Source organism: Streptomyces sp. CA-142005, from assembly GCF_050942335.1.
Taxonomy (GTDB): domain Bacteria; phylum Actinomycetota; class Actinomycetes; order Streptomycetales; family Streptomycetaceae; genus Streptomyces.
In genome coordinates this window covers 5470831-5483091 of record NZ_CP192078.1, presented here as the reverse complement: position 1 = coordinate 5483091, position 12261 = coordinate 5470831, and the positions used below count along the sequence as shown (strand labels likewise).

The 12261-nt window shown below is 72.0% G+C and carries 8 protein-coding genes; 4 read left to right on the top strand and 4 right to left on the bottom strand.

Annotated elements, in window-relative coordinates; genetic code table 11:
* Positions 1–19: 19 nt before the first annotated feature.
* The 4 genes from kdpB to ACQPXS_RS25665 are packed head-to-tail and all read right to left on the bottom strand — an operon-like array spanning position 20 to position 4060.
* Positions 20–2146 (bottom strand): potassium-transporting ATPase subunit KdpB, encoded by a 2127-nt coding sequence (gene kdpB, locus ACQPXS_RS25680; protein ID WP_433451612.1) that lies wholly within the window; start codon positions 2144–2146, stop codon positions 20–22.
* Positions 2143–3807 (bottom strand): potassium-transporting ATPase subunit KdpA, encoded by a 1665-nt coding sequence (gene kdpA, locus ACQPXS_RS25675; RefSeq protein WP_433451611.1) that lies wholly within the window; start codon positions 3805–3807, stop codon positions 2143–2145. The genes kdpB and kdpA overlap by 4 nt, the downstream gene beginning before the upstream one ends.
* Positions 3808–3815: 8 nt before the next feature.
* A complete protein-coding gene (kdpF, locus tag ACQPXS_RS25670; RefSeq protein WP_009326374.1) occupies positions 3816–3905 on the bottom strand; it encodes a K(+)-transporting ATPase subunit F in 90 nt (29 codons plus the stop codon).
* Complete coding sequence (locus ACQPXS_RS25665; protein WP_356300167.1) at positions 3902–4060, bottom strand: hypothetical protein; 159 nt, start codon at positions 4058–4060, stop codon at positions 3902–3904. The genes kdpF and ACQPXS_RS25665 overlap by 4 nt, the downstream gene beginning before the upstream one ends.
* A gap of 229 nt (positions 4061–4289) precedes the next feature.
* On the opposite strand from ACQPXS_RS25665, the gene ACQPXS_RS25660 reads away from it, so the two are divergent.
* From ACQPXS_RS25660 to ACQPXS_RS25645, 4 genes are all read left to right on the top strand, one after another.
* On the top strand, positions 4290–5861 hold the full coding sequence (locus tag ACQPXS_RS25660) for a Na+/H+ antiporter (protein WP_433451608.1): 1572 nt from the start codon (positions 4290–4292) through the stop codon (positions 5859–5861).
* A gap of 633 nt (positions 5862–6494) precedes the next feature.
* The gene (locus ACQPXS_RS25655; protein WP_433451607.1) at positions 6495–8450 is read left to right on the top strand and encodes an amino acid transporter; all 1956 of its coding nucleotides are present in this window, start codon (positions 6495–6497) and stop codon (positions 8448–8450) included.
* Positions 8451–8561: 111 nt separating this feature from the next.
* Entirely contained in the window at positions 8562–9080 is a 519-nt protein-coding gene (locus ACQPXS_RS25650; protein ID WP_433451606.1) for a hypothetical protein, read from the top strand.
* A 19-nt stretch (positions 9081–9099) separates the two neighbouring features.
* Positions 9100–12246, top strand: a complete 3147-nt coding sequence (locus tag ACQPXS_RS25645) for an ATP-binding protein (protein ID WP_433451605.1) — start codon at positions 9100–9102, stop codon at positions 12244–12246.
* Positions 12247–12261: the final 15 nt, after the last annotated feature.

Genomic DNA, 12261 nt, shown 5'->3' with positions numbered 1-12261 from the left:
TCAGCACGCCTTTGAATGGTCACAGCCCGGGGATGAGGGAGATGAGCATGTCGATGATCTTGATGCCGATGAAGGGCGCGATCAGTCCGCCGATGCCGTAGATCCCGAGGTTGCGGCGAAGCATCCTGTCGGCGCTGACCGGCTTGTACTGCACGCCCTTCAGGGACAGCGGCACCAGCGCGATGATGATCAGCGCGTTGAAGACGACGGCCGACAGGATCGCGGAGTCGGGCGAGGACAGCTGCATGATGTTCAGCTTGTCCAGGCCCGGGTAGACCGCCGCGAACAGCGCCGGAATGATCGCGAAGTACTTCGCGACGTCATTGGCGATGGAGAAGGTGGTCAGCGCACCGCGCGTGATCAGCAGCTGCTTGCCGATCTCGACGATCTCGATCAGCTTGGTCGGGTTGGAGTCGAGGTCGACCATGTTGCCGGCCTCCTTGGCGGCCGACGTGCCGGTGTTCATCGCCACGCCGACGTCCGCCTGCGCGAGCGCCGGGGCGTCGTTGGTGCCGTCACCGGTCATCGCGACCAGCTTGCCGCCGGCCTGCTCCCGCTTGATGAGGGCCATCTTGTCCTCGGGAGTGGCCTCCGCGAGGAAGTCGTCGACGCCCGCCTCCTCGGCGATCGCCTTCGCGGTCAGCGGGTTGTCACCCGTGATCATGACCGTCTTGATGCCCATGCGGCGCAGCTCCTCGAAGCGCTCCCGCATGCCCTCCTTGACGACGTCCTTCAAGTGGATGACACCCAGCACGCGGGCGCCCCTGTCGTCGTGGACGGCGACCAGCAGCGGGGTGCCACCGGCCTCGGAGATGCGGCCGGCCATGCCGTCCGCGTCCTCGGCGACCGTGCCGCCCCGCTCCTCGACCCAGGCGATGACCGAGGCGGTGGCGCCCTTGCGGATCTTCCGGCCGTCGACGTCCACACCCGACATACGGGTCTGGGCGGTGAACTCGATCCACTCGGCGCCGGCCAGCTCGCCCTGGTGGCGCTCGCGCAGCCCGTACCTCTCCTTCGCCAGGACGACGATCGAGCGGCCCTCGGGGGTCTCGTCGGCCAGCGAGGACAGCTGGGCCGCGTCCGCGACCTCCGCCTCGGTGGTGCCCTTGACCGGCACGAACTCGGCGGCCTGGCGGTTGCCGAGGGTGATGGTGCCGGTCTTGTCCAGCAGCAGCGTGGAGACGTCACCGGCGGCCTCGACCGCACGACCCGACATCGCGAGCACGTTGCGCTGCACCAGGCGGTCCATGCCCGCGATGCCGATCGCGGAGAGCAGGGCGCCGATCGTGGTCGGGATCAGGCAGACCAGCAGGGCGACCAGCACGACCATGGTCAGGTGCGTGCCCGCGTAGTCCGCGAACGGCGGCAGGGTGGCCACCGCGAGCAGGAAGACGATGGTCAGCGAGGCGAGCAGGATGTTCAGCGCGATCTCGTTGGGCGTCTTCTGCCGGGCGGCGCCCTCGACCAGGTTGATCATCCGGTCGATGAAGGTCTCGCCGGGCTTCGTCGTGATCTTGATGACGATCCGGTCGGACAGGACCTTCGTACCGCCCGTGACGGCGCTGCGGTCACCGCCGGACTCGCGGATGACCGGGGCGGACTCGCCGGTGATCGCCGACTCGTCCACCGAGGCGACGCCCTCGACGACGTCGCCGTCACCGGGGATGACGTCACCGGCCTCGCAGACCACCAGGTCGCCGATGGTCAGCGCGGTGCCGGGGACCTGCTCCTCGGAGCCGTCCGTCAGCAGCCGGCGGGCGACGGTGTCGGTCTTGGCCTTGCGCAGGGTGTCGGCCTGCGCCTTGCCGCGGCCCTCGGCGACCGCCTCCGCCAGGTTGGCGAAGACCACGGTCAGCCACAGCCAGGCGCTGATGGTCCAGCCGAACCAATCGGTCGGGTCCTTGAAGGAGAAGACCGTGGTCAGGACGGAGCCGATCCACACCACGAACATCACGGGGGACTTGACCATCACCCGCGGGTCGAGCTTGCGGAGGGCGTCCGGCAGGGACTTGACCAGCGCCTTGGGTTCGAAGAGGCCCGCTCCGACACGGCCCTCGGCGGGCTTGTGCCCGGTGGGTGCGTCCTGGTGGGGCGCAAGGGTGGGAGTGGACATGGAGTCCTCGTGCTTCTTGATGTCGGTCGTCATGACGCCAGCCCCTCGGCCAGCGGACCCAGCGCCAGCGCCGGGAAGTAGGTCAGACCGGTGATGATCAGGATCGCGCCCACCAGCAGGCCGGTGAACAGCGGCTTCTCGGTGCGCAGGGTGCCCGCGGTCGCCGGCACCGGCTGCTGCTCGGCGAGCGAGCCGGCCAGCGCCAGCACGAACACCATCGGCAGGAAGCGCCCGAGCAGCATCGCGAGCCCGGTCATGGTGTTGTACCAGTCGGTGTTCGCGTTCAGACCGGCGAAGGCCGAACCGTTGTTGTTCGCCGCCGAGGTGAACGCGTACAGCACCTCGGAGAACCCGTGCGCGCCCGGGTTGAGCATCGAGTGCGGCGGGGTCGGCAGGGCCATGGAGGCGGCCGTGAACACCAGCACCAGGGCGGGGGTGATGAGGATGTAGCAGGCGGCGAGCTTCATCTCGCGGCCACCGATCTTCTTGCCCAGGTACTCGGGCGTACGGCCGACCATCAGACCGGCGATGAACACCGCGATGACCGCCATGATCAGGATGCCGTAGAGGCCGGAGCCGGTACCGCCGGGAGCGATCTCGCCCAGCATCATGCTCAGCATGGTGATGCCGCCGCCGAGGCCGGTGAAGGAGGAGTGGAAGGAGTCCACCGCACCGGTGGAGGTGAGCGTGGTCGACACCGCGAAGATCGAGGAGCCGCCGATGCCGAAGCGGACCTCTTTGCCCTCCATCGCGCCGCCAGCGGCCTGGAGCGCCGGGCCGTGGTGGGCGAACTCGGTCCACATCATCAGGGCGACGAAGCCCAGCCAGATGGTGAACATCGTGGCGAGGATCGCGTAACCCTGCTTCACCGAGCCGACCATCACGCCGAAGGTGCGGGTCAGCGAGAACGGGATGACCAGGAGCAGGAAGATCTCGAAGAGGTTGGTGAAGGGCGTCGGGTTCTCGAAGGGGTGGGCGGAGTTGGCGTTGAAGTAGCCGCCACCGTTGGTGCCCAGTTCCTTGATGGCCTCCTGGGAGGCGACCGCACCGCCGTTCCACTGCTGCGAGCCGCCCATGAACTGGCCGACCTCGTGGATGCCGGAGAAGTTCTGGATGGCGCCGCAGGCGACCAGGATCACCGCGGCGACCGCCGCACCGGGCACCAGGATGCGCAGCGTGCCGCGCACCAGGTCGGCCCAGAAGTTGCCCAGTTCACCGGTGCGCGAGCGGGCGAAGCCGCGCACCAGCGCCACCGCGACGGCGATGCCGACGGCCGCCGAGACGAAGTTCTGCACGGCCAGCCCGGCGGTCTGCACGACGTGACCCATGGTCTGCTCGCCGTAGTACGACTGCCAGTTGGTGTTGGTCACGAAGGACACGGCCGTATTGAACGACTGCGCCGGGTCGACCGCGGAGAAGTGCAGCGAACCGGGCAGCACGCCCTGCAGCCGCTGCAGCAGGTAGAGGAAGAGGACGCTGACGGCGGAGAAGGCCAGCACACCGCGCAGGTACGCGGGCCAGGTCATCTCGGCGTCGGGGTTGGCGCCGATGGCCTTGTAGACCCACTTCTCGACGCGCAGGTGCCGCTTCGAGGAGTAGACCCTGGCCATGTAGTTGCCGACGGGAACGTAGACGAGCGCCAGCGCGCCTATCAGTGCGAGCAGTTGGAGCACGCCGGCGAGTACGGGACTCATGTCTGCTCTCAGAACCTCTCCGGGAAGATCAGGGCGAGGACGAGATAGCCCAGCAGGGCGACGGCCACGACCAGACCGACGACGTTTTCGGCGGTCACAGCTTCGTCACCCCCTTGGCGACAAGGGCCACCAGCGCGAAACCCGCGAGCACGGTGACGACGAAGGCCAGATCGGCCATCGCGAACTCCTGGAGTGAGGTTCGGTTGAAACGGACGTGTACGAGGAAAGCGCCTGTCCGGCCGGATCCGGCCACCCGTTGACGACCCTCTTACGGCCGCGCTCACGGCTTTGACGGGTCTCTTACGACCCCTGATCCATCCCCGTGGGCAGCCCCCCCGGCGCCGCCCACAGGACAGCCACACCCACACCGGGGACCTTGACACTGTCTTGACGTGACCTGGCCCGATAGGGTGAGAGCAGGTGTGCCGGGAAGTCTGGTCGGCCGGGAGCCGGAGCGGCTTCCGCAATCCCAGGGGGACGGCATGCGCAGCGTCGGTACGGTTCTCGCCCTCGTGGTCCTCGCCACGGTGGTCGCCACCTTCGCGCGCCGCTGGCGCATCCCCGCTCCCTCCCTGCTCGTGGTCGCCGGTCTCGCGGTGGCCCTGCTCCCGGGCACCCCGCGGATCGAGATCAGCCCCGAGATCATCGGTCTCGTCGTCCTGCCGCCCCTGCTGTACGCGAGCGCCGAGGACATGCCCTGGCGGGAGCTGCGGGCGGTGTGGAAGCCGGTCGGCATCCTCGCCATCGGCCTGGTGCTGGCCTCGGCGGCGGCCGTCGCGGCCGTGGCCGCCCTGGTCACTCCGCTGTCCTGGGAGATGGCGTTCGTCCTGGGCGCGGTGCTGGCCAGCACCGACCCGGTGGCGGTGACCGCGCTCGGCCGCCGGCTCGCCCTGCCGCCCCGGGTCCAGGTCCTCGTCCAGGCGGAGAGCCTGTTCAACGACGCGACCTCCCTGGTGCTGGTCCGGGTGGCGGCGGGCATCGCCGTCGCCTCGGCCGCGGCGAGCTGGGGCGCGGCGAGCGGCCAGTTCTTTCTGCTCGCGGGCGGCGGCACGGTGATCGGGACGGCGGTGGCCGGAGTGATCACCCTGATCCGGCGCCGCACCGAGGACCCGATCCTGGAGACGGTGATCGCCCTGGTCACCCCGTACGCCGCCTACCTGCTGGCCGAGGTCGCGCACACCTCCGGAGTGACGTCCTGCGTGGTCGCCGGGGTGGTGCTGGGCGGCCGGGGCGACCGCCTGACCAACGCCCGCATCCGGCTCCAGCTGCACGCGGTGTACGGCACGGTCGTGTTCCTCCTGGAGAGCGTCGTCTTCAGCCTGATAGGGCTGGCTCTCCCCGGCGAGGTGCGGGACCTGGCGGACGGCGACCGTGCCTGGCCGCTGTACGCCCTCGCCGTCGCCGTCACCCTCGTCGCCGTACGTCTGCTGTGGCTGGCGCCGCTGTCGGCGGTCGTGCAGCGCGAGGGCGGGGTCGGCCGGCTGAACTGGCGGGTGCCCATGGTGCTGACGTGGGCGGGGACACGCGGCGTGATGCCGCTCGCCGCCGCGCTGTCCATCCCGGAGGTCGCGAAGAACGGCAGCCCGCTCGCCGACCGCCCGCTCGTGCTGGTCCTGACCACCTCGGTCGTGGTGGTCACCCTCGTCGTCCAGGGCTTCACCCTCGCCCCGGTCGTCCGCGCCTCCGGCATCGCCCTGGAGCCCGCCCACACCGCGCGCGAGGAGGCCGAGGCCCGCTCCCACCTCGCCCACGCCGGCCTCGCCCGCCTGGAGGAGCTCGCGGAACTGGAGGTCGTGCCCGAGGTCGTCCTGGACCGGCTCCGCCGCGGCCTGACCGCCCGCCTCGACGACGCCCGCGACCGCCTCGCCCAGGGCAACGGCGGCGTCGCCACCGAGTCCGCCGACCGGGTCTACCGCCAGCTGCGGCGCGATCTGATCGCCGTCGAGACCGGTGAACTCCAGCGGCTGTACGACGCGCACGCGATCAGTGACACCACGCGGCGGCGGTTGCAGCGCGCCTTGGACCTCGAGGAGGCCCGCCTGTCCGACGCGTGAAGGGCCTCGACGGCCGGTTCGCGGAGCGCTTTCCTCGCTCCGTACCTCGGTCGAATTCCGCCGACCTCGGGCGGTGTGCGGGGCGGTGGGCATGGCCTCCCCACCGGCGCCACCAGCGCCCCGGGCGGACGGTCGTCAACGGGTCGTCAGCGTCTCGTCCTCCCCGCACCGCACCCGGTCGATCCAGCGGGCCGACCCCGACCGCGCCCGCCGCCCACGCCCGGCCCCAGCTCACGCCGACCGCGACGAGCGGGCCGACCCGGCCCCGGCCGCGACCGGGACCGCGCGATCAGGCGCCTCAACAAGCCGGCGGACCTGCTGGCCGGCCGGACCGCTCGAAGAAGTCCCACGGCAGCGAAGCCGGCCGGAACCGACGGCGAACAGGGCCGCTCCTGCCCCCCACCTCACCGCCCGACCGGCGCCCGCTCCCCCATACGGCGCAACCGCCCCCCGCGCCAGCGAAAGCCTCCGACCTCGACGTCCGGCCAGCGCTCGCCCGGCCCGTCTTAACGCAAGCTTGACGCCCCCTGCGGAACGACCCATGGGCCCGTGCTCCACCGTCTGCCTACGCTGGTGTCGCCGTACGCGTGATAGCCGGAACCCCACGCTGAGCCGCACCTCAGGAGCACGCCGATGGCGACCGAGCACCCTGCGCATACCGGCCGGCTGCGCGCCTGGATGCTGGAGGGCCTGTCCGACATGGGGAAGGCCGGCGGCCACACCGGACCGCACGCCGAGCCGGAACCCCCGCACAAGGGCCAGCGCTGGTACCGGGTGATGTGCCTGACCGGTGTCGACTACTTCTCGACCCTCGGCTACCAGCCCGGTATCGCGGCCCTGGCGGCCGGACTGCTCTCCCCGGTCGCCACCCTCGTCCTCGTCGCCGTCACCCTGGCCGGCGCCCTCCCCGTCTACCGCAGGGTGTCCGAGGAGAGCCCGCACGGCGAGGGCTCCATCGCCATGCTGGAGCGGCTGCTGTCCTTCTGGAAGGGCAAGCTGTTCGTCCTGACCCTGCTGGGCTTCGCCGCCACCGACTTCCTGATCACCATCACCCTGTCGGCCGCCGACGCCTCCACCCACCTGATCGAGAACCCGCACCTGACGAGCACGCTGCACGGACAGCAGATGCTGATCACGCTGCTGCTGGTGGCCCTGCTGGGCGCGGTGTTCCTCAAGGGCTTCCTGGAGGCGATCGGTGTCGCGTTCGCCCTGGTGGCGGTCTATCTCGCCCTGAACGCCGTGGTCGTGGTGGCCGGACTGTGGCACGTGCTGACCGCCGAGAACCTGGTCACCGACTGGACCAGCGCCCTGATCACCCAGCACGGCAACGTCTTCGCCATGATCGGTGTGTCCCTGCTGGTCTTCCCCAAGCTCGCCCTCGGCCTGTCAGGCTTCGAGACCGGCGTCGCCGTCATGCCGCACGTGCGCGGCGACCCGGACGACACCGAGGAGAAGCCGACCGGCCGGATCCGGGACACCAAGAAGCTGCTCACCACGGCCGCGCTGATCATGAGCGCCTTCCTGATCACCACCAGCTTCATCACCACGGTGCTGATCCCGGCCGACGAGTTCAAGCCGGGCGGCAAGGCCAACGGCCGTGCGCTGGCCTACCTGGCGCACGCGTACCTCGGCGGCGCCTTCGGCACGGTCTACGACCTGTCGACCATCGCGATCCTCTGGTTCGCCGGCGCCTCCGCGATGGCCGGCCTGCTCAACCTCATGCCGCGCTATCTGCCCCGCTACGGCATGGCCCCGCACTGGGCCCGCGCCGTGCGCCCGATGGTCATGGTCTTCACGCTGGTCGCCTTCCTGGTGACCTGGATCTTCGACGCCAACGTCGACAAGCAGGGCGGCGCCTACGCCACCGGCGTGCTGGTCCTGATGTCCTCGGCGGCGATCGCGGTGACCATCGCCGCCCGCAGGGCCCGCCAGCGCGGCTGGACCATCGGCTTCGCCATCGTCTCGGCCGTCCTGCTCTACGTCACCGTCGCCAACGTCATCGAACGCCCGGACGGTGTGAAGATCGGTGCCTGCTTCATCGTCGGCATCATGCTCGTCTCCTTCCTCTCCCGGCTGGCCCGCGCCTTCGAGCTGCGCGTCACCCATGTCGAGCTGGACGACATGGCGCAGCGATTCATCCGGGACATGTCCCACCGCCGCATCCGCTTCATCGCGAACAAGCCCGGACACCGAGACATGGCCGAGTACCGCGACAAGATCGAGCAGATCCGGGCCGACAACGACGTCCCGAGCACGGAGGACTTCGTCTTCGTCGAGGTCACGGTCACCGACCCGTCCGAGTTCGAGTCCGGCATGGCCGTGCGCGGCGAGGTCCTGCACAACCGCTACCGCGTCCTGACCCTGGAGTCCTCCTCCATCCCCAACGCCCTCGCCGCACTTCTCCTGCACGCCCGCGACGTGACCGGCTGCACCCCGCACATCTACTTCGAGTGGACCGAGGGCAACCCCTTCGCCAACTTCCTGCGCTTCTTCCTCTTCGGCCAGGGCGAGGTCGCCCCGGTCACCCGCGAGGTCCTGCGCGAGGCGGAACCGAACCGGCCGCTGCGCCCCCGCGTGCACACCGGCTGAGGACCGGCCGCGCCGGCCGGCGTCAGGATCCCGTCAAGATGCGCCCCTACGGCGCTAGGACCCCGTATGCAGCGGCTGCCGTGTCCCGTGCGGCCGCCTAGCGTCGGCGCCATGCGACGGAGCGGACCGCCAGGCCCGGCCGGCGACCGCCACTGGCGCGGCAGCGCCCGGCTCGCGCTCACCTGTGCCCTGCTGTTCTGCGCCCTGAGCCTCCTGGTCGACTGGGACGCGGGCAGTCTGACCCCCCTGCGCGCCCTGCTCTGGGTCACCCTGTCGGCCGCGGTGTGCGCCGTGCTGCTCCCCCAGCGGCTGAGCGCGGGCCCCGGCTGGCTCGCGGTGCGCACATCCTGGCGCCGGCACGTGGTCCGTACGGACGCGCTGGTCTCCGTGCGGCAGTACGACGGCGTCTCCTCCCACCTGGTCCTGCGGGACGCCCACGGTCACCGCCTGGAACTCGACCCCCGCGTCCTCACCGCCAACCCCCTGCTCTGGCACGAGCTCGACACCGGCGTCCGCCGTTCCCTGGAACGCGGGACCCTGCTGCGGGGTACGGACGTCCTGCACCGCCTGGGCCGGCGCATCGACGACGAGACCGTACGGGCGGTGCTCCGGGCTTCGGGGCTGTCGTGACTCTGGCTAACCTGCACGGGTGACCACCGAGTTGACACTGCTGCCCCGCGTCGCCTGTCGTGGGCGGGAGATCACCGCGCCCCGGCTGCGCGGGCTCCTCGCCCTGCTCGCGGAGGATCTGCGCACCGGATGCAGCACGGGCCGGCTCGTGGAGGGACTGTGGGCGGAGGACCTGCCCGAACGGCCCGGCAAGGCGGTGCAGATCCTCGTCTCGCGGCTGCGGGCGCAGCTGGGCACCGACCTGGTAGCGAGCACCCCGTCCGGCTACCGGCTGACGCTGGACGAGACGCAGGTCGACAGCTCCACGCTGCTGCTGCACGAGGCGGCGGCCGCCGAGCGCGCACGGGCCGGGCAGCACGAGGGCGCGCTGGCCGAGGCCGAGGCCGGGCTGGCCCTGTGGGACGGGAACGTGGGCGCCGGAGCCGGCGAGGACCTGCACGACCCGGTGGTGGCGTTGCGCGCCGGACGGCTGAGGGCGCACCGCTCGCTGGTCCGCTCCCGCGCGCTCGCGCTCGCCCGGCTGGGGCGGCGGGAGGAGGCCGCCGCGCCCCTGGCCGAGCTGGCGCAGGAGCTGCCGCAGGACGAGGAGGTGCTGGCGGAACTGCTGCGCTGCGAGGCCGCCACCGCCGGCCGGGCCGCCGCGCTGACCCGGTACGACACCTACCGGCGCAGGCTGCGCGACGAGCTGGGGACCGATCCCGGCCCCGGCCTCAAGGCCGTCTACCAGGACCTGCTGAGCGCGGACGCGGCGCCGGTGCGCCACGGCGTGCCGCACGAGCCGAACCCGCTGCTGGGCCGGGACGCCGACCTCGCCGCCGTGACCGGGCTGCTGCGCGAGGCCCGGGTGGTCACCGTCGTCGGTCCCGGCGGACTGGGCAAGACGCGGCTCTCCCACGCGGTGAGCCGGGCGGCCGAGCAGCCCGTGGTGCACTTCGTGCCGCTGGCCGGTGTCACCGACGACGACGACGTGCCCGGTGAGGTGGCCTCGGCGGTCGGCGCCGGGGAGGGCCGGCAGTTCGCCGGCGGCACGGACGTGGTGAGCGGCATCGTGGGCGCGCTGGGCGCCGGGCCGGTGCTGCTGGTGCTGGACAACTGCGAGCAGGTCATCGCCGGTGCGGCCGCCCTCGTCCAGGCGCTGGTGTCGCGGTCGGGCAAGCTGCGGGTCCTGGCCACCAGCCGGGCCCCGCTCGGGCTGAGCTCGGAGTCCGTCTACGCCCTGCCGGAGCTGTCCCAGGCGACCTCGGTGGAACTCTTCACCCAGCGGGCCCGCGCCGCCCGGCCCGGCGTGGAGCTGCCCCCGGGTCCGGTCGCCGAGATCTGCCGGCACCTGGACGGGCTGCCGCTCGCCGTGGAACTCGCCGCGGCCCGGGTACGGGTGCTCTCCGTGGCCGACATCTCCAGCCGCCTCAGGGACCGGTTCGCGCTGCTGCGCGGCGGCGCCCGCGACGCACCCGAGCGGCACCGCACGCTGCGCGCCGTGGTCGACTGGAGCTGGAACCTCCTGGAACCCGACGGCCAGGCCGCCCTGCGCGCCCTGTCCGTGTTCCCCGGGGGCTTCACCGAGGACGCGGCGGAGTACGTCCTCGGTGAGCGAGCGGACGCACTGACCCTGCTGGAACAGCTGGCCGGGCAGTCCCTGATCAAGGTCGACGACAGCCCCTCCGGAGTGCGCTTCCGCATGCTGGAGACACTGCGCGAGTTCGGCTCCGCCAAGCGCGCCGAGGCCGGCGAGGAGGGGACGGTGACCGACCGGTACCTCGCCTGGGCCCGGGACTTCGGCCGCGCCCACCACGACCAGCTGTTCAGCCACGATCCGGTGCCCGCCTGGTCCCGCATCCGCGCCGAGCAGGACAACCTCGTCCTCGCCCTGCGGCACGCGCTGGCCCGCGCCGACGGACCCACCACCGCGGCCGTCACCGCCGTGCTGTCCTCCCTGTGGTCCACCGGCTCCAACTACGCCCGGCTGGCCTCGCTGGCCGCCGACACCGCGGGCCCCCTGTCCCACTTCCGGCCCGAGAACCCCGAGGACGTGGAACCGGCCCGCAGCGCGGCGGCGGTGTGCGCGGCGAGCCTCTTCATGGGCCACGGCCCGCACGCCGTACGCCAGTTGGTGACCCTGCGCAGGCTGCCGCCCGCCCCGCCGGACACCGTGCTGCGGGCCCTGTCCGTCGTGCTGTGCGCCGTACCGGAGATACGGCCGCCGGAGTTCGACCGGCTCCAGGAGCTGTGCGAGGCCGACGAGCCGCTGCTGGCGGGCATCGCCGCGGGCGTCGCCAGCTACGTCTGGGAGTCGGGGCACGACGTGGAGCGGGCGCTGGCCAGCGCCCGCCGGATGGTCGACGCGCTGGCCCCGCTGAACAACCCGGCCATGCACCTGCTCAGCCACGGCCGGGTCAGCGAGCTGTGCCTGCAGACCGAGCGGGGCGCGGAGGCGTACGACCATCTGCGCGCCGCCCTGAGCGCGCTGGACGCGTTCGGCGACTGGCAGGACACGATCGGCGTCCGCTGGGGGCTGGCGCTGGCCTGTCTGCACAAGGGCGAGGTCGAGGAGGCCGAGTACTGGCTGGACCGCGCCACCCTGGACCAGCCGCCGGAGACGGACGGGACGTTCAGCCCCGAGCTGCCGGCCAGGGCGGAGATCGCGCTGGCCCGCGGACTGACCGAGCTCGGGCTCGGACTGTGGCGCCGGGCGGCGGAGCGGGTACGGCAGATCAGTGCCCTGTACGCCGCCGACGATCCGTTCGTGGACCCGTGGGCGCTGCAGCTGCAGTCGGCCGCCGTGGCCGCGCACGCGCTGCACGGCCGGCCCGACCCGGTCGCCCGGCTCACCGAGGAGTTGCGGGCCCGGCTGCTCGGGCTGCTGTCCGGTGCCCTGGCCGACGGCTCGCCGGGCGACGGGGCCCCGGTGGAACTGCCGGTGTACGGCACGCTGCTGCTGGCGCTCGGACACGCCCGGCTGGCCCAGGGCGACCCGGCCGCCGTACGGCTGGTGGCGCTGGCCGAACGGATGCCGGTGGTACGGGAGTTCCCCACCCTGTCCCTGACCCGCTCCCGGGAAGCGGCCGAGCACGCCGACAGGGCGGCGTACACCGACGCGAGGTCGAGGTACGCCGCCCTGGGGCGGGAGGAGTTGCGGGCGGAGGCGCTGCGCGAGCTGACGGGCTGACGGGGGCCGCCCACC

Excerpts from the sequence above, each read along its gene's own strand:
- kdpB (WP_433451612.1), bottom strand. The coding sequence starts at position 2,146 with ATGACGACCGACATCAAGAAGCACGAGGACTCCATGTCCACTCCCACC.
- kdpA (WP_433451611.1), bottom strand. The coding sequence starts at position 3,807 with ATGAGTCCCGTACTCGCCGGCGTGCTCCAACTGCTCGCACTGATAGGC.
- ACQPXS_RS25660 (WP_433451608.1), top strand. The coding sequence starts at position 4,290 with ATGCGCAGCGTCGGTACGGTTCTCGCCCTCGTGGTCCTCGCCACGGTG.
- ACQPXS_RS25655 (WP_433451607.1), top strand. The coding sequence starts at position 6,495 with ATGGCGACCGAGCACCCTGCGCATACCGGCCGGCTGCGCGCCTGGATG.
- ACQPXS_RS25650 (WP_433451606.1), top strand. The coding sequence starts at position 8,562 with ATGCGACGGAGCGGACCGCCAGGCCCGGCCGGCGACCGCCACTGGCGC.